This is a genomic window from Rhizobium sp. RM, from assembly GCF_013390595.1.
In the GTDB taxonomy this organism is placed as follows: domain Bacteria; phylum Pseudomonadota; class Alphaproteobacteria; order Rhizobiales; family Rhizobiaceae; genus Agrobacterium.
In genome coordinates, this window is record NZ_JACAWV010000007.1 from 887,166 (window position 1) to 904,681 (window position 17,516).

Genomic DNA, 17,516 nt, shown 5'->3' on the forward strand with positions numbered 1-17,516 from the left:
GAGGAACGACTATGCACAAGGTATTTAAAGTTCTGGCCGCTTCGGCCGTTGCCGCCCTGCTTGCAGGTGGCGCAAGCGCCGAAGATCTGACCATCCGCTGGGGAACCGAGGCGGGCTACAAGCCTTTCATGTACAAGACCGAGGCGGGTGAACTGGCTGGCTTCGATTACGATATCGGTAACGCGATCTGCGAAGTCCTGAAAGCAAAGTGCACCTGGACCGAGCAGGACTGGGACGGTCTTATCCCCGCTTTGCAGTCCGGCAAATATGACGCGATCCTCGCGTCGATGTCGATCACCGAAGAGCGCAAGCGCGCCGTCGACTTCACCGGCAAATACTACAAGATCCCCTACCGCTTCGTTGCTCCGGCAAAGGCCGGCCTGACGCCTGAAACGCTCGATGGTAAAACCGTTGGCGTACAGAGCGGCACGGTAACCCAGGTATTCCTGGAAAAGACCATGCCTGGTGTCACCGTCAAAACCTACCCGACACAGGTTGAAGTCTGGCTTGATCTGGCCGCCGGCCGTATCGATGCCGGCATGGCGAACATGGTGGTGGTACAGGATAGCTTCCTTGCAACGCCGCAGGGCAAGGACTTTGCCTTCTTTGGTCCGGAATACACCGAAGACAAGTATTTCGGCGAAGGCACGGGGATTGCGCTTCGCAAGAAGGACAGCAAGCTGCGCGACACCATCACCGGCGCGATCAAGACGATCCGCGAGAATGGCACCTACGCGAAGATTAACGCCAAGTATTTCCCGTTCGACGTCTACGGTAAATAATCCGCAGTGGCGCCGCCTGTGAAAAGGCGGCGCCTTCAGCCAAGGGGATGAAGTCGCGTGGATACCCTGTTCGCATATGGTCCGATGGTGCTTTCAGGTATCGGCCTGACAATCACGTTGTCGCTTGCTTCGCTGGTTCTGGCGGTTTTCTTCGGCCTGCTCGGCGCTTGGGCCAAGTTGTCGCGACATCGCCTGCCGAACATTCTCGGCAATGGTTACACGACACTTGTCCGCGGTATTCCCGACCTCGTTTTAATGCTGATCGTTTATTTCGGTGGTCAGACCCTCGTCAATTCAATCGGCGAAATGACCGGCTTGTGGGATTACATCGAGATCAGCCCTTTCGTTGCTGGCACAGCGACCATCGGCTTCATTTTCGGCGCCTACATGACGGAAACGTTTCGAGGCAGCTACGCCGCACTGGACAAGGGCGAAATTGAAGCAGCACTTGCCTGCGGTATGCGACCGCTGACGTGGCTGCGCCTGATTGTCTGGCCGCAATTCGTGCCCTTGGCTCTGCCGAGTTTCACCAACAACTGGCTGGTGCTTCTCAAGACAACGGCGCTGGTGTCGATCATCGGCCTACAGGATGTGATGTATAACGCCAATCAGGCCGGGCGCTCGTCCCACCAGCCATTCCTGTTCCTTCTCCTGGCCTTTGCCGTCTATCTCGGTCTGACATTCCTTTCCGATCTTGCCCTGCGGCAGCTTCGAAACCGCTACAAGCTTCAATAGGTGCTGCATGGACTTCGCGCTGATCTTCGAGAACTGGCCGCTTTTCGCCCATGGTTTGTGGGTCACCGTGTCGATGGTTGGGATTGCGCTCGCCCTTGGCGCAATTCTGGCGATCCCGCTCGCTCTCGTGCAAGCCTATAACGTTCCCTTCCTCGGGAAAGCCGCGGCAACCTATTCATACGTGTTTCGTGGAACGCCGCTTCTGGTGCAGCTCTACATTCTCTATTACGGCCTTGCCCAGTTTCAGGGCGTTCGTGAGTCAGCACTTTGGCTGTTGCTCGGCAACGCCTATACCTGCGCCATCGTCGGCTTCACGCTCAACAGTGCAGCCTATGTTGCAGAGATCTACCGAGGCGCACTCGTCAGTCTGGACAAAGGCGAACTGGAAGCGGCCGCTGCCTACGGTATGACGCGCGCTCAGGTGATCCGGCTGATCGCTCTCCCACAGGCATTTCGCCTGTCATTGCCAGCCTATTCCAATGAGGTGATTTTCCTCTTGCACGCAAGCGTGGTTGCTTCGACGATCACCATCGTCGACATTCTTGGGGCCGGACGCAAACTGAATTCGACCTATTACGTGGTCTACGAAGGCTTTCTCACGGCTGCTGCGCTTTACATGGTCGTCGTGCTGTTTATCACCATGGTTTTCAGGAAGAGCGAACGCAAATTTCTGGCGTTTCGTTGATACGCTTGTGCCCTCGGGCTCGTACGGCATCACATGGCCTGCGGTTTCATTTGCTTTGTAAAGCCCGGCGAAAGGTGACAGCTGTGATTGGCCACTGGGTCGCGTAAGGCGGCTCAAGAATTGGTTTGGTCCCAAGAACCGAAGCACATCTTAGAGGCTTGGCGTGGCAGGCGCTGGTCCGCAGGTTTGCCGAACGACCAGATCGGCAGGAAGAATCTGGCTGTTTGCCGGCAGCGAAGGTTCTTTTAGTCTTGCAATCATACGGCTTGCCGCCGCCCTGCCGATAAGCTCGGGGTGGGTTGCAACCGATGTCAGTTTCGGACGCCGGGCCTCACCATTCAGCACGTCATCGAAGCCGATCAGCGAATGGTCACGGCCGAGCGCGACCCCAAGATCGTAAAATCCGGCGGACAGGCCAAACGCGGTGATGTCATTGAAACAAAGCGTTGCGGTGGATGCCGGATAACACTTCATCAGCTCACCGGCGCATCCGGGAATCTCCGCAATCGACCCGGGGATACGGAAAATTGCCTCATCATCGAGCCCGTACGAAGACATCGTGCTTTTGTAGGATGCGACACGTTCACGATACGCCGAATGCTCGGGCCCCTGAACCGCCAGATTGATCGCGCGGTGTCCGAGTTTCACAAGATGATCGACGGCGAGCCGTACACCTTGCTGATAATCCACTCCGACATAATCGAGATTTCGAGTGACGTGTCGCAACGTCTGGACGGCCGGCATTGATCCGAAACTACGACCTTCGTCCCAATCATTTGGCGTTTCGGCCGCCGGGCAGATGATCACACCGTCCACGCCATGTTCACGCATCCGCCGCATCAAGTCTGTCTGCCGGCCGCAATCATCCTGGCTGTTTGCCATCAGCACGGCGAGATGATGCTGGTCGAGGACCGCTTCAACGCCCGCCAGAAATTCTGCGAAGAACGGGTTCGAAAGATTTGGCACAATGAGGCCGATAAGCCTGCTCTGTACGGAGCGTAGGCGCGCTGCTGTCAGATTGCGGACATAACCCAGTTTTTCGATGGCCGCTTCGACGCTCTCACGCGTGGACTTTGAGACAAGCGGGCTCTGCCGAATAACCAGCGAGGCCGTTGCGCGCGAGACCCCGGCCTCCCTCGCCACATCAATCAAGGTCACCTGACGGTTCGAGCCATGGTCTTTCATGCGATCCAGCGTGTCTTGGACAACTTTAAGGTCAGTGCAGAACCGATCCTTACACGACCACAAGCCGAACCGTCCAGACAGGTTTGGAGCAGTTCGGGATAGCCGCCCGGATTCAAAAATGCTGCACTGCAAAATTTCTGAATTGACTTAGATCGATCTAAATAGCAAAAACAGTGCGTCATTTCGACCCTGGCGATCGTTGTCAACGCACCACGAGCCGAAATCAAAGTCCTGTTTTTAATTTCACTGCCCATGACGTGGCGGATCGAACCCGCACGTCCCTATGGAACTTGATATGGAAATTTTGTCCGACCCAACACCATCAACGCAGGGAATTGGTGACCCGCCTGTCATCACACGGCGCGCGCTGATGACCGCGACTGCCGCGCTTGTTCTGGCCATGACCACTGATCGGCAGAGCTTTGCTGACGATGCCAAAGCCAGCGTTTTTGCAAACTTCTATGCGGTCTCCAAAACGATTACCGGCAAGCCCGACCTGTCTTCCATCACGTCTGCGCGCATCTACGATGCTCTGCTGATTGATCATCCCGATCTGCCTTCCGCCATCGCGGCACTGGGCATCTTGTCCGACCGCCATGTGACGGCGCTGCAGTTGAAGGAGGCGGCGACCGGGACCGGTCAAGGCGATCTCCTCAGCACGATCCTGACCGCCTGGTACACAGGCACGATCGAAACATCGAAAGGGCCGGTCGTCGTCGCTTACAGAGAGGCGCTGATGTACCGCCCCGTCGCGGATGGTCTGATCGTTCCAACCTACTGCAACAAGGGCCCGATGTGGTGGACAGGTCTGCCGCCACAGATCGCCCGCATGCCTATCAACAATCCGAAAGTTCTCTGACATGAAATCACCAGTGTTTTCCAATGGCGATGCCACGGCTGACGTGGTCATTGTCGGTTCCGGCGTTGTCGGCGCAATGATGGCCGATCAATTGGCTGGTGAGGGCAAATCGGTTCTGGTTCTCGACGCGGGATTGCGTATCCAGCGGGCTCAAGCGGTGGAGAACTGGCGCAACATGCCGTTCAAGAACCGCACCGGCTCTGATTTCCAGGGTCTCTATCCCCAGTCCAAGTGGGCGCCAGCCCCGCTCTACTGGCCGGAAAACAATTTCGTGGAATTGTCCGGCCCCGATGGCAAGGGGTTCAAACAGGGTTACCTGAAAACCGTCGGCGGCACGACCTGGCACTGGGCGGCATCGTCGTGGCGGCATCTGCCTGTCGATCTGAAAATGTATTCAGCCTACGGCGTGGGACGCGACTGGCCGATTTCCTACGACGAACTCGAGCCCTATTACTGTCGGGCGGAAGACACGATGGGGGTCGCGGGACCAAACGATCCAGCATTGCAATCTCCCGCCGAGCGCAGCCGTCCCTATCCGATGGACATGGTGCCCTGGAGTTATGGCGATAAGCGGTTTGCCGAAGTAGTCAATCCGCACGGCTTCCGCTCGGTTCCTATCCCACAGGGACGCAGCACAAGACCCTGGAACGGTCGGCCAACCTGCTGCGGAAACAACAATTGCCAGCCCATCTGTCCCATCGGCGCGATGTATAACGGCATCCACTCGGTTGTTTCGGCTGAAGCCAAGGGTGCTGTCGTGCTGGCCGAATCCGTCGTCTACAAAATCGATACGGACGAGAACAATCGTATCACCGCGATCCACTGGTACGATAACAAGCATGTCTCCCACAAGGCCACCGGGCAAGCCTTCGTCATTGCCTGCAACTCGCTGGAGTCCCCACGTCTTCTCCTGGCGGCAGCCAACGACCGCAATCCCGCAGGCATCGCCAACTCTTCCGATCAGGTCGGTCGCAACATGATGGATCACTCGGGCTTCCACTGTTTCTTCCAGGCTGATGAACCCTTGTGGATCGGCCGTGGACCTGCGCAGAGTAGCTGTCTCGTCGGCCCGCGTGATGGTGAATTCCGGTCGGAATACTCCGCGAACAAGATGATCCTGAACAACATCACCCAGGTCACATCTGCGGCAACCGCCGCCCTGAAACAGGGATTGGTCGGCGATGAGCTCGACGCCGAGATCAGAAAGCGCTCAATCCACGGCGTCGATCTTTCGATCAGCCTCGAGCCTCTTCCAGAAGCGCATAATCGCGTCACTCTGAGCAAGACGCGCATGGACCCTCACGGCATACCCTGCCCCGATGTCTACTACGATGTCGGCGGTTATGTGCGTAAAGGCTATGACGCCGCCGTCACGCAACTCGAACAGATCGCCAGGCTCTTCAACGCCACCGACCTGCACATCACCACGTCGCTCAACGCCAACAACCACATCATGGGCGGCTGTATCATGGGGGCAAACCCCAAGGATTCGGTTGTGGATGGCAACTGTCTTTCACACGATCACGGTAACCTGTGGATCGCTGGCGGTTCCGCGATGCCGTCCGCCAGCGTGGTGAACAGCACACTGACCATGGCCGCGCTTGGCTTGAAGGCAGCCGACGACATTTCCCGCCGGATGGGGGCATGACCATGCGTGACGTCACCAAACGCACAATGCTCGTTTCCTCACTGCTCGGTATTGGGCTGGCGTTTTCTGCTCCCGCACAGGCGCAGGAACCGTCGGCCGACATGAAAGCTCTTATCGAGCAGGGCAAGATGGTTGCTATAGGCGCCGACTGCATGGCTTGCCACACGGTGCCAGGCAAAGGCGCACCCTTTGCCGGGGGGTACGGCATCGTTTCGCCACTTGGAACGATCTTCTCCACCAACATTACGCCTTCGAAGACGGCGGGTATCGGAACCTATACGGAAAAAGACTTCGAACAGGCTGTCCGCAAGGGCATCCGTAAAGATGGTCAGCATCTCTATCCGGCCATGCCTTACGATGCCTATGCGGAAATGACCGACAAGGACATCCACGCCCTCTACACCTACTTCATGCAGGGTGTGGCGCCCGTCGACGGCAAGCCGAAAGATTACACTGCGCTGCCATTTCCCTTTAACCTGCGTTTTTCGATGGCATTCTGGAACCTGCTTTATGCCACGAAGACGCCATTCAGCGCCGATCCAGCCAGATCAGACGAGCTCAATCGTGGCGCCTATCTCGCCGGCGCGCTTGGCCATTGCAGTTCCTGCCACACTCCACGCGGACCGTTGATGGGCGAGAATGGTGGCGCGTTCCTGGCAGGTGGTTTCGTCGGGCCGTGGTATGCGCCTAACATAACCTCAGACCCGGTCAGCGGGATCGGTGGCTGGAGCAACGACGAACTCGTCGCATATTTCCGCACCGGCCACGCAGAAGGCAAGAACCAGGCAGCCGGTGGCATGGCGGAAGCGGTTCAAAACAGCTTGCAACACCTTCCCGACAGCGATCTCAAAGCTTTGGCTGCCTATCTCAAGACGGTTCCCCCCATCCGTGATCCGCGCGAAACACAGCCTGCTCATGCGTTTTCAGGGACGGGCAGCGACGAGGACAAGATCCGCGGTCTCTATGCCCAAAACGAACACGACAGCCTGCGCAACGGCGAGCAGATGTACAGTGGATATTGCGCAAGCTGCCATCAGCCGAATGGAGCAGGCAGCGAAAACCAGGCTTATCCCTCGTTGTTTCACAACACTGCAACCGGATCGATCGAGCCCGCCAATCTTGTTGCCACAATTCTTTATGGGGTCGAACGGACAACGGGCCATCATGAGGTGTTGATGCCAGGGTTTGGCAAGCAGTCCTACGTCGACCCGTTGAGCGATCAGGACATTGCCGACGTCTCGAACTATGTTCTGACCAAATTCGGCAACCCGGATGCACATGTCTCGCCAGCGGATGTTGCAACCGCACGTGCCGGTGGCCCCGTCCCGCTTCTGGCAAAAGCGCAGCCGTTCATGTTGCCTGCAGCGCTCCTCGGTCTTGTCGCGGCAATGATTATTGCCGGCTACGTCGTCACCAGGTCAAGGGCACGGCAGACGCATTAATTCTGACGTGACCCGGCTTTTTTTCGGGTCACGCAACCGCTTGCGGCAATTTAACGCCGCCGGATTTAAGGCTCCGCTCTCTCAACCGGCAAGCGCGTCAGCACCGCGAGATTATCTGTCTTGAAAACGGAAGCCGCTTCGGCTTCAAAAACCTGCTGCGTCAAACGCCCAGGCAGATCTTTCATGCGCGTGAGATAACCGGCGTTATCGTACCGGCGATAACTCAACGCCAGCCGTCGCAGCCATGTATTGGGATCATCTAGCCGGCTGCCTTCGGCAAAGTTGATGTCGGCACGGATACGATCAATGTCGACGCCCCGAACGATCTCTGGCATGCGATCCAGTACCCCGATGGCAGCATCTGTAAGCTCCTGCGCCCTCTCAGGCGCGCAGTAAAATGACAGCGTACCGATAGCCCGATTGCTTCCCGCATCCAGTTCAAGCTCGAACTGCAGGGTATAGATGCCACCCAGCTTGTAGCGCAGTTCGTTTTTCAGCGCCTGTTGAGCGACGGGATTAAGCGCAGAAATGAGGAAACTTGTTTCCGGCGTCCAGTTCATGGGCGTGAAGAACGACAATTGCACGCGGGCACGGTCGCCGTCGCCATCCTCCACGGTCGCCGCGTAAAGTCCCTCGCGCTGCAAAGCAGGTGCCGTTTTGAGAACTGCCTGGCGGGACACGGCGCCAATGGTTTTGGCAAAGCCGTCGCGAATATTGTCATCGGGAGCAGTCCCGACGGCAAACCATGTGACAGGCTGGGCCAAGAGTTTTGAAGCGGCAGCCTGCAGCTCCCCAACGGTCAGTGACGCAGGCGTACGCTCGGGTTGCCCGAGGCCATAAAGAAGTTGCGCATAGTCATCGCCCTGATCAGCACTTGCGGCACTGAGACGATGAAACTCCGCGACGGCTTCCGGACGGACGGTCCCGAACGCAATGTCCTGCGCATAACGTTCGAGAAGAGCGGGAAGACGTTCCGGTGTAGCGACAACTGCCGCATCAAGCACATTGGCCTTCAGAGCATAACTCCAGCGGCTGCCGCCGGGCTGCGCTTCTGTCCAGCGATCGAATTCCTCCTGCGTCCAGAAGCGAAAACCGCTCTGCGCCCACAGTTGCACCGCCACCTGCGACAGGGTGCTACCGAACTCTACGTTGCGAAAACCCGGTGACGACTGACCGGAAAGGTAAATCTTGCCATCCGGTGTATCACGTACCAGCCAGACGACCCGATCGCCATTCGAAAGTGTCCACTCCCGGATGTCTGGGTTTTCGAGGTTGCGTACTTCTGCCACCGAGCCCGTTTGTGGAACGGTTGCATCGGCCGACCACGAAGGGATAGGGGTCTCGGCAACCTGTTTCGGATCGGACAGTGGCGGCAGATCTGGCAGCTTCGGCAAAGCCGCAAGGCGGTCACGGATCGCCATCACGTCGGCAACGGACGGCACGGAAACACTGACGCCGCCCGGAGCCTGATAAAAAAGCACCTGATCCGGAGACGACAACATCTCCCGCATACGGGCCTCAAGGTCTTCAAGGTTTATGCGGTCGAGAAGAACACGGGTGCGCTCTGCTCTTTTGGCGGGATCGTCGACCACCGAGCCTGTCAGTACCGCAGAAGCAATACGATCTTCCCATTCGGCAAAGGTGCGGCCTTCGGCAGCTTTGACATTGGTGTCATTGATGCGCCGCGCAGAGGCCATCAGCCGGTCGAAGGCTGGCTTGGCAATTCCCTCACGCCTGACACGCTCGATAGCCTCAAGCAGAACAGGCAGAGCAGCAGCGTGATTGATGCCAGACGCGTTGAAGGCAAGGATCAGCCGGTGTTCCGTGGTTTCCTGGGCCACGAAACCAAGCCTGTCGACCGAGTTTTCAAAGTGCGGTGCCTGCGCCTGGATGGCATCTCGGATCAGACGCGTGAGAAAATACTTCTGAAGATAGGCAAGCTGTCCCGCTTCACTCGTCCGATCAGGCATGGCCAGGCGAAACGCATAGGTCGTCTGGGATGACGTGCCTGCCGGGTCCTGCACAAGCCCGGTACTGAGCCCCCCCTTTAACGGCAGGTCGAGATAGGACCGGTCCGGTCTTGCACGCTTGGGAGCGGAACCGAATGCCGCCTTGATCGCAGCTTCCGCACTGGCCTTGTCGATACGGCCCGAGACGACGAGGGTCATATTCGAGGCCGTGTAAAAGCGATCGTAAAAAGCACGGATATCCTCGATCGAGGCATTTTCGATGGTTTCACGCGTACCGATTGTCGAGCGGTCGACATAACGGGAACCGACGCGCAAGGCCGCCTTTTTCTGGCGACTGATACGATCGGCCGTTTTGTTGCCCTGCCGCAGCTCCTCAAGGATCACGAACCGTTCCTTCGCCCAGTCTTCCTGTCGCAACTGCGCGCCGAAGACCGTATCGGAAGCGAGCTTCAATGCGCCTGAAAGATCGAGAGCGTCATTGGGGCGCGTGCGGATCATATATTGCGTTTCGCTTTCACGCGTCACGGCATTGATCTGCAAACCCTGTCGCCAACCGATCTGCTGGATGTAACGATGGATGCCTTCAGAATGGGTCTTGTTCGACTGGAACACCATGTGTTCCAGAATGTGGGCGATACCGCTAGGCTCTTCTTCATCCACCGATCCGGCGTGAACAATCAGCCGGATATTGAACGGGTCTGTCGCCTTGCCACTATCATAGAGGACATAGGCAAGACCGTTATCGAGCGTTCCACGGGTAAGGCGCGGGTCCCACTCCACCTCGCCAGCATGGGCCAGCGGAGCCACGAGCATAACGATAGCAGCGACAAATCGCGAAAGCATAACCATCATCAAAACGTCGCCTTGGCGCCAACCCAGACGGTTCTGCCGACCAGCCAGGGCCGGGTCGCAGATGCAGTCGCGTTACCGGTCTCGTCGAAAACATTGTCGACACGGACATTTAGGGTCAGGCCAGCCTCACCCTTTTTATAAATCTGGTAGCTGGCGGACAAATCCACGGTCAGGAGTGGATCAAAGTCGAAATCCTCATAAATTTCATGGCTTCTTCCGTCGATGACAATATTTTCGTCGGTATACTTTGCTCCGGTATATCCAACATTGTAGTTGGCGTTCACATCAAGTTTCAAAGTGTCATCGAACCAGCTGCTGGATAACCCTGCCTGAAATCGCAGAGGGATGTCCATATTTCCGGTTACAACGTTGAATCCGGATTTGGTATATGACTGGCCATGATAGTAGATGTACTCATCCTCTAGGGAGTCTTCATAGTAACTGGTATTGGAGACTTCCCGACGAGACCAAGTGACCGAGGCATTTAAGAGCAGTTGATCAAGGCCACTCACAGCCGTCACGTCAAGTTCCTTCGAATATTCAGCAGTGACTGATTGATAGGCGCCGTGGGCGTCATTCGTCAGCACGTAGTTACTGCCAGTCTTCTCCGAAGCGTATTGATCTTTCGAGCGACGATCCAAGAAACGCAAGCGCCACTGGCCGTCAAACAATGGTTCGATTCCAGATATTCCTAGTGACAATTCGTCCGTGTAGGGGGTTTTGAGATCGGATGCGCTATTGAGGAGGTAACCTGTGGAACGACCAGCTGCGAAATCGCTTACAACACCTGTACTAGTAGCTGTACGACTAAAGTTCTCTGGTCTGGGTACTCCATCGCGAATTGCGAAAGCCAAACTCTGGGCGCTGTGATAACGGTTAGCGCCAAGTGAAATGGTAAAGTCTTCCCATGGTGTGATGTTAGTAACCACACGCGGCGCAACATTCAGGTTCTGCATGTAGTCATCATAGGTCGCCCGCACTCCGGCTCGGACGTTGAACCAATCCCAAGTCTGCTCCAACTCCGCGTAGGTGTCGAATTGATTGAGATGAGCGTGAATATCAAAGGCCTTGTAGATCGATTTGCTCTTCGCGAACATTTCCGAATTGCACTCGTCAGCCGTGTTGCACGTGTATTCGCTGAAGCTCGTGATACCGGCTATCGTCGTATAGGATGTATAGTAAGTTACATCCTCCGGTCTGCGCCGGTAGGCATCAGTGTAGGTATATTCCGCCCCGAGCCGGAACGAGCCCTGCCATATGTCACCGGTCACGTCCTGCGACCAGCTTATTTGCTCCTGCCCAAGCTCTCTGTCACCATTGGCACCATCATAGCAAAGCGTGGCAATCGTCTGCGTCGGATCGGTGCGGCACCAATCAGAAAGCGAAGTGGCATTCCAATAGACGGCTCTGCTCTTGACTGCCGACTGCGTGAAAGCTCTGGCGACGTTGCCATTCACGTCATTGATTGTGCTGGATTGACCATAGGTCAGCTTCGAATCCAGCTTGACGTTTGAAAGCGTTACGCCCCCGAGTGAGAAATCAGCAAACTCGTAATTGTGCTCAAGTTTGCTATTCAGGCCACGTGCAGCTTGATTGATCTGCATATTGCGCCAACGCGCATTCTCCCAGATCTGATCGTAATGGGTATAAACGCCTTCCAGAGTAAAATCGCCGAAATCAGTGTCCGCCTTGACCTGGCCCCGATAGAAATCGTTTTTCGACTCCTCTGTAACGCGACGTTTTTCGGTGTAGCGATAATCCTTGTCTTTTGATGTAACCGCGCTCTGGGTACTATATTGTCCGAGGATCGAGATATTGTCGGTAACTGGCCCCGACAGAGAGACCGAGGACCTTCGCTTTAAATATTCAGGTTCTACAACACCGTTGGGATTAAGACCATTTTCCGTGCCCACGTGATAACCGGTCCAGCGACTTGTGGAAAAATCGGTACTGGCATTTCCTTTCCATCGATCCTTTGCGGCCTCCTGCATTTTGTAAGAAACAACACCGCCCTGAAAATTACCGTAACGCGCCGACGCATTGCTATCGATCACAGTGGTGCTTTCCAGAAAATCGGTCGGCACGTAAATGGACTGCGAGTGAAGACCATAAACGCGGTTGACGTCAGCAGGCGTCAAACTGTCTTCAACATCAGTGTCATCATCACTGTCTGCCGTCCCAGTCACCGTATTGATCGGCATGCCCTCGAGAATGAAGTTGTTCTCGTAAACGCGCGCACCGGAGATCGAGACTTCGCGTGGTCTCAGATTGATCAAGTCCTGATCGGAAACGCCTGCGTCGTCATCGATATCGTTCTGGTACTGCACGTTCGGCAGATTGCGCAAAATGTCGTTGGCGTCGTTTCCCGCCGAGCGGGCAACGATCTGGCCTCCGGAAATTGTCGTTGTGCCGGTATCGGAAAGGCTGCTGGTGCCAAGAGAGACGCCTCTGTTACCGCCAGCAACCGAGATCGTATCGAGAACGGTGGTGTCGCCACCTTCGGCGGCGGAAGCGGCTTTTGCATCCACCAGCGTCACCGTCTGCGGGCCGGTGATGCGAACGGCAATACCGGTCCCGGCCAGCATTGCTTGCAGAGCGGCTTGCGGCGCGAGGCGTCCTGAAACCGGCCTGGACTGCAGATTGCCGACGAGTGCTGCTGGGTAACCAACCTGCCAGCCGGTCGTGCGAATGAATGCCTTGATAGCGTCGGCAAGCGGCTGCGCCGGAATGGAGAATGAAACGCTCTGCGCCGTTGCTTCAGCCGGCACCGTCGTCTGTGCCTGGGAGGGTGAAGCCAGAACCAGCATCAATGCTGAGGATGCCAACCAGACCGCAAACTTTACGACCGGTTTTTTTCCGCTAGCGCCACGATGACCGCCGGCGACCTGCCCCGCATACAATGCCATTTCCATCTCCTGAACGCCTCTCATCCTCCATCATGGAAGACGAGCCACTGATCTATCCCGCTGAGCCCCCTCGGCTCGGCGATGGCCTGCTGCACTGCAACAGGCCCTCAGTAGCGTTCGACGTTCGACGCGAACAAATCTCACAAAAAAAGTTGAGTTTTTATCGAATGATTATGTAACCGCCCGGAACAACAGTGATTTTTCCACCGGCAGCGGTGGTTAGACTGTCGATTGCGGCCTCGGCGGAATCGATCCTGTAGTCGCCGCTGACGGCAACGTCGAGAAGTGCGCGATTAAGAACGAAGATACGACCATCGTAATACCGGCCGACTTCTTCGAGTGCCTTGGAGAGCGGCTGCGCTTCGATGACGACACGCCCGTTCAGCCAACCGAAATTTTCATCGGAGTTGAACGGAGCGACTGAAGAAAGGGATTTTTCCGACGCAATGACCATCTCGCCTGGCGCCAGATGCGCAACGGGGATGTTCTTGCGCTCATGCACGGCATCAACCGCACCACGTTGCAAAGAGACTGTATCGGTGTCGTCTTCGGTGCGCACACTGAATGCCGTGCCTTTGACACGCACTTCGCTATAGGCTGCAGCAACATGGAAGGGGTGCTCGGCATCGTGCACAACATCGAACCAGGCCTCGCCCTGCAGAAGCCACACACCGCGCTGCCCCTCGGTAAAATCAAGAGCCACGGCGCTGTGTGTATTGAGGATCATCCGCGAGCCATCCGGCAAAGCAATTTCGCGGCGCTCACCCGTAGACGTGGTGTAGTCCGCCAGCATCCGCGGCAGATAGTTCGATATCACATGAGACGCGCCAGCGACGAGGACGAGCGACGCAGCAGCAGCCATGGCAAAGGATCGGAACGACCACCGGCGGCGCTTCTTCCCTCTCATTTCGTCGAGTGAAACGGGCTGCTGGCTGAGGTGAACATCCAGTTCCTGTGCGGCGACCAGCGTTTCAGGCGAAGCCCACAAGCCATGGATCTCATTCCAGGCCTGCTGATGGGAGGGCGCGGCGGCGAGCCAGACATCAAATTCGCTGCGTGTGGTCTTATCCACATGGCCAGCCGCTTCCAGCCGCACCAGCCAGTCCAGCGCCGCATCGACTGCCGGATCGGGATGCAGGAAAGTTTCCGATCCGCTCTGCTCTCCTGTGCCTTCACGCATCAAAACCGTCCGCTTTTCCCGTTTTCGCGCGACCATATGAACAGTGACGTTCGAGCAGGGCATATCTCACAAAAAAACTTCGCAGACATTGCTCAGAAAAATTTTTCTCGACAAAAAGCTGATGAAATCTCATGGGGCATCCATTTTGGTGCGCAAGTCGTAAAGCAATGCCATCACCATCTTGATATCGTTGAAAACCGTATTTGGCGAAACGCCGAGATGTGCGGCGATACGGGGATAGGGCCATCCTTCGACACGGCTGAGTACCCAGACCTTCTGAGCGCGTGGCGGCAATTTTTGCAAGGCTTCGCCGACAATGCGCAGGTTGTCTTTCTGGATTGCCTGCTCTTCTGCCGAAGGCGCGGTGTCGGCCACCTCACTCCCCTGGCTTTCGACCGCATCGAGTGTCTCGGTGCCAGCCCGAACTTTTTTCCAACGGATATAATCGAAAGCGAGATTGCGCGCGGTCTGCCAAAGAAAGGCTTCCATGCGCTGCGGCTTTGCCGTTTCCACCGCCCGGCGGGCACGCACATAGGCCTCCTGCGTCAACTCTTCGGCAATGGCAGGGTCGCGTACAATCCGCAGAACGGCCTGAAAAAGGGATGAGCGCATAGCCGGAAAAGCCGCATCAAGGCGCGCAATATCGCTGTCCATGATCAGAGAATGCTTTCGGAAGCGGTCACAAGGTATCCGGCAAGAATAGTTGAGTTAAAAAGTCTTGTTTCGTTAACGTGTCATTTGGAGGTTTGCAATCGCCGAAACGGCGACATGAAGAATCGCTCGCAACCGGTGCTAGAAGCAATTCGTCTTTATCGCAATATTCAAGGTTTGAATGAGGCTGCTCTTCCGCTAGTCCCAGCGCACTGCCTTTATAAGATCGATAAAGCTGCGCAGTTTCGCCGGTATATTGCGACGCCCGGGATAATACAGGCAGAGGCCTGGATAAGGCGGCGTCCATTCCGCCAGAACCTGTTCAAGGCGACCACTGGCGACATCGTCGGCAACCTGCCATTCGTTGAGATAGGCAAGCCCGGCCCCTTCTCTCGCCGCGCGCAGCATCAGGTCACTTTCATCGAGCGTCAATTTTCCAGGCACATCCATGGTGAAGCTCTCTCCCCGGCGCTCAAACTCCCAGCCATAGATTGCACCGCTGGCCATGCGCGCACGAATACAGTGATGGCTCTGCAGATCAGTTGGCATTTTGGGCTTGCCGAAATGCCGAAAATACTCGCGCGAGCCAACAATTGCCGGCCGCACACTGCCGCTGATCGGGACGACAATCATATCCGGCGGCACCGCCTCACGAATACGAATGCCGGCATCGAAACCCTGGGCGTTGATGTCGACCAGCGCCCCTTCCGTGACGATCTCTACCGCCATCTGCGGATGAAGACGCATGTACTCCAGCACCACTGGCGCCAGAACCATACGGATCGCTCCTATGGAACTGTTGATCCGCAAGGTGCCTGTCGGCTCAGCCCGATGCTCATCGACATGCTCGACAGCGTTGCGGATGGCCGCCAGCGCCGGCACGATCTCCGCGACGAACTGCTCGCCAGCGGCTGAAAGCACGACACTGCGCGTCGAACGATTGAAAAGCCGCACACCCATCCTTGCTTCCAGTGTCGCGATCTGCTGGCTGAGGGCCGAGGACGAAATGCCAAGTTCTCGCGCTGCAGATCGGAAACCACCTTGGGCCGCCACCGCCACAACGGCTTCCAGTTCGGCCAGAGATCCTCGCATCATTGTCCACGTTTCCTTATCAGACCGCGCATCTTTGGATAGCTTATCAGGACAGCATCAAAATGCCAGATATGACGCATCACCTCAAAGGAGACAGACATGCGCCACATCGACAAAGTCTACATAGACGGCCAGTTCGTCACGCCCCACGGCACGCAAACCGCCGACCTTCATAACCCCTCGACTGAAGAGAAAATCGGCACTGTTCGCCTCGGCGATATCGAGGACGCGCAGGCGGCAATCGCCGCTGCCAAGCGTGCGTTCCCTGCCTTTTCAAGAACGACAAAGGTAGAGCGTATCGAGATGCTGAAGACGCTGAGTTCGGTTGTCTCGGCGCGAATTCCGGAGCTGACTGAGGCCATGGCGACCGAATACGGCGCGCCGCAAACGTTTACCCGCTTTGCCATTCCGCATGCGGCAACGACCTTTCTCGATATGGCGAAGGCGCTTCAAAGCTACGATTTCGATCGCCAGTCTGGCCAGACGAGGGTTCGGATGCAGCCAATCGGTGTCGTTGCAGCAATCACGCCCTGGAACAGCAACATCGGTTTCATTGCCTCAAAGCTCGCCACATCGATTGCCGCCGGCACGACCATCGTCATCAAACCCAGCGAGATGAGCGCCATCCAGACACAGGCACTGCTTGAATGTCTTCACGAAGCCGGGTTGCCGAAGGGTGTATTCAACGTCGTCAACGGCCTTGGCGATGTAGTCGGCGCCGAATTCTCGCGCCATCCGGATGTTGCCAAAGTGACGTTCACGGGCTCGACCAGGGTCGGAAAGGAAATCCTGCGTGCTGGTGCGGAAAGCCTCAAGCGCGTCACCCTGGAACTCGGCGGCAAAGGCCCGAACATCATTCTGGATGATGCCGATCTCGACACGGTCATCCCGACCGTTTTGCGCATGGGCTTCATGAACAGCGGACAGGCCTGCGTAGCCGGCACCCGAATCCTTGCCCCCGCACAACGTATGGAAGACATTCTGATGCGGCTGAAGATGAGCGCTGCGCAGTTCAAGGCGGGAGATCCTGCCGACCCGCAGGTGATGGTCGGACCAATGGTCAGCCAGAAACAATACGACCGGGTACAGTCCTATATCGATGTCGGACTTCAGGAAGGTGCCGCGTTACTGACCGGCGGCCTTGGCCGGCCGCAGGGTCTGAACAAAGGCTGGTTCACACAACCGACGATCTTCTTCAACGTCAACAATGAGATGCGTATTGCGCGCGAGGAAATCTTCGGGCCTGTTCTCTCGGTCATCGCCTATCACGACGAGGAAGAGGCGATCGCCATCGCCAACGATACCCCCTATGGACTGCAATCTTATCTTCACGGCACAGACATGGCGCACATACAGTCATTGGCCGAACGGCTCGATAGCGGTCGCGTGGTGATAAACGGTGCACCGCACGATCCGACGGCACCATTCGGCGGGTTCAAGCAGTCGGGCATAGGTCGGGAGTACGGGGTGTTCGGACTTGAGGCTTACCTGGAAGCCAAAGCCATTCTGGCGTGAACAGCAAAAAGAAA

General features: G+C 56.7%; 13 protein-coding genes. 7 read left to right on the plus strand and 6 right to left on the minus strand.

Annotated elements, in window-relative coordinates; all coding sequences use genetic code 11:
* Positions 1-11 precede the first annotated feature (11 nt).
* The 3 genes from HWX89_RS08595 to HWX89_RS08605 are packed head-to-tail and all read left to right on the plus strand — an operon-like array spanning position 12 to position 2,202.
* Positions 12-782, plus strand: a complete 771-nt coding sequence (locus HWX89_RS08595) for a lysine/arginine/ornithine ABC transporter substrate-binding protein (RefSeq protein ID WP_138791912.1) — start codon at positions 12-14, stop codon at positions 780-782.
* Positions 783-839: 57 nt separating this feature from the next.
* On the plus strand, positions 840-1,517 hold the full coding sequence (locus HWX89_RS08600) for an ABC transporter permease (protein ID WP_210271312.1): 678 nt from the start codon (positions 840-842) through the stop codon (positions 1,515-1,517).
* Positions 1,518-1,524: 7 nt separating this feature from the next.
* Positions 1,525-2,202: an ABC transporter permease gene (locus HWX89_RS08605; RefSeq protein ID WP_138791911.1), complete on the plus strand. Its 678-nt coding sequence runs from the start codon at positions 1,525-1,527 to the stop codon at positions 2,200-2,202.
* Between the two features lie 150 nt (positions 2,203-2,352).
* Here the strand turns inward: HWX89_RS08605 and HWX89_RS08610 are convergent, their stop codons facing one another.
* Positions 2,353-3,387: a LacI family DNA-binding transcriptional regulator gene (locus tag HWX89_RS08610; RefSeq protein WP_138791910.1), complete on the minus strand. Its 1,035-nt coding sequence runs from the start codon at positions 3,385-3,387 to the stop codon at positions 2,353-2,355.
* Between the two features lie 295 nt (positions 3,388-3,682).
* Between HWX89_RS08610 and HWX89_RS08615 the strand changes: the two genes are divergently transcribed.
* From HWX89_RS08615 to HWX89_RS08625, 3 genes are read left to right on the plus strand one after another with little or no spacing between them, the layout of a single operon-like run.
* A complete protein-coding gene (locus tag HWX89_RS08615; protein ID WP_246705105.1) occupies positions 3,683-4,246 on the plus strand; it encodes a sugar dehydrogenase complex small subunit in 564 nt (187 codons plus the stop codon).
* Position 4,247: 1 nt separating this feature from the next.
* Positions 4,248-5,894 (plus strand): GMC family oxidoreductase, encoded by a 1,647-nt coding sequence (locus HWX89_RS08620; protein WP_138791909.1) that lies wholly within the window; start codon positions 4,248-4,250, stop codon positions 5,892-5,894.
* Positions 5,891-7,336 carry a c-type cytochrome gene (locus HWX89_RS08625; protein WP_210271314.1) on the plus strand — a complete coding sequence of 482 codons (1,446 nt, stop codon included), beginning with the start codon at positions 5,891-5,893 and terminating at the stop codon, positions 7,334-7,336. The genes HWX89_RS08620 and HWX89_RS08625 overlap by 4 nt, the downstream gene beginning before the upstream one ends.
* A gap of 65 nt (positions 7,337-7,401) precedes the next feature.
* Here the strand turns inward: HWX89_RS08625 and HWX89_RS08630 are convergent, their stop codons facing one another.
* The 5 genes from HWX89_RS08630 to HWX89_RS08650 all read right to left on the minus strand — a co-directional run bounded on the left by HWX89_RS08630 (position 7,402) and on the right by HWX89_RS08650 (position 15,987).
* Positions 7,402-10,158 (minus strand): M16 family metallopeptidase, encoded by a 2,757-nt coding sequence (locus HWX89_RS08630; protein ID WP_138791908.1) that lies wholly within the window; start codon positions 10,156-10,158, stop codon positions 7,402-7,404.
* Complete coding sequence (locus HWX89_RS08635) at positions 10,158-13,064, minus strand: TonB-dependent receptor (protein ID WP_178340668.1); 2,907 nt, start codon at positions 13,062-13,064, stop codon at positions 10,158-10,160. The genes HWX89_RS08630 and HWX89_RS08635 overlap by 1 nt, the downstream gene beginning before the upstream one ends.
* 160 nt (positions 13,065-13,224) lie before the next feature.
* Positions 13,225-14,244, minus strand: coding sequence for a FecR family protein (locus HWX89_RS08640; RefSeq protein ID WP_178340669.1), 1,020 nt, complete (start codon positions 14,242-14,244; stop codon positions 13,225-13,227).
* A gap of 129 nt (positions 14,245-14,373) precedes the next feature.
* Positions 14,374-14,898 (minus strand): RNA polymerase sigma factor, encoded by a 525-nt coding sequence (locus HWX89_RS08645; protein ID WP_138791905.1) that lies wholly within the window; start codon positions 14,896-14,898, stop codon positions 14,374-14,376.
* A gap of 195 nt (positions 14,899-15,093) precedes the next feature.
* Complete coding sequence (locus tag HWX89_RS08650) at positions 15,094-15,987, minus strand: LysR family transcriptional regulator (RefSeq protein ID WP_210271341.1); 894 nt, start codon at positions 15,985-15,987, stop codon at positions 15,094-15,096.
* Positions 15,988-16,086: 99 nt separating this feature from the next.
* Between HWX89_RS08650 and HWX89_RS08655 the strand changes: the two genes are divergently transcribed.
* Positions 16,087-17,502, plus strand: coding sequence for an aldehyde dehydrogenase family protein (locus HWX89_RS08655; RefSeq protein ID WP_138791903.1), 1,416 nt, complete (start codon positions 16,087-16,089; stop codon positions 17,500-17,502).
* Positions 17,503-17,516: the final 14 nt, after the last annotated feature.

Coding starts and splice junctions, on each gene's coding strand:
- HWX89_RS08595 (WP_138791912.1), top strand. CDS start 12: ATGCACAAGGTATTTAAAGTTCTGGCCGCTTCGGCCGTTGCCGCCCTG.
- HWX89_RS08605 (WP_138791911.1), top strand. CDS start 1,525: ATGGACTTCGCGCTGATCTTCGAGAACTGGCCGCTTTTCGCCCATGGT.
- HWX89_RS08610 (WP_138791910.1), bottom strand. CDS start 3,387: ATGAAAGACCATGGCTCGAACCGTCAGGTGACCTTGATTGATGTGGCG.
- HWX89_RS08615 (WP_246705105.1), top strand. CDS start 3,683: ATGGAAATTTTGTCCGACCCAACACCATCAACGCAGGGAATTGGTGAC.
- HWX89_RS08620 (WP_138791909.1), top strand. CDS start 4,248: ATGAAATCACCAGTGTTTTCCAATGGCGATGCCACGGCTGACGTGGTC.
- HWX89_RS08625 (WP_210271314.1), top strand. CDS start 5,891: ATGACCATGCGTGACGTCACCAAACGCACAATGCTCGTTTCCTCACTG.
- HWX89_RS08630 (WP_138791908.1), bottom strand. CDS start 10,158: ATGATGGTTATGCTTTCGCGATTTGTCGCTGCTATCGTTATGCTCGTG.
- HWX89_RS08635 (WP_178340668.1), bottom strand. CDS start 13,064: ATGGCATTGTATGCGGGGCAGGTCGCCGGCGGTCATCGTGGCGCTAGC.
- HWX89_RS08640 (WP_178340669.1), bottom strand. CDS start 14,244: ATGCGTGAAGGCACAGGAGAGCAGAGCGGATCGGAAACTTTCCTGCAT.
- HWX89_RS08645 (WP_138791905.1), bottom strand. CDS start 14,898: ATGGACAGCGATATTGCGCGCCTTGATGCGGCTTTTCCGGCTATGCGC.
- HWX89_RS08650 (WP_210271341.1), bottom strand. CDS start 15,987: ATGCGAGGATCTCTGGCCGAACTGGAAGCCGTTGTGGCGGTGGCGGCC.
- HWX89_RS08655 (WP_138791903.1), top strand. CDS start 16,087: ATGCGCCACATCGACAAAGTCTACATAGACGGCCAGTTCGTCACGCCC.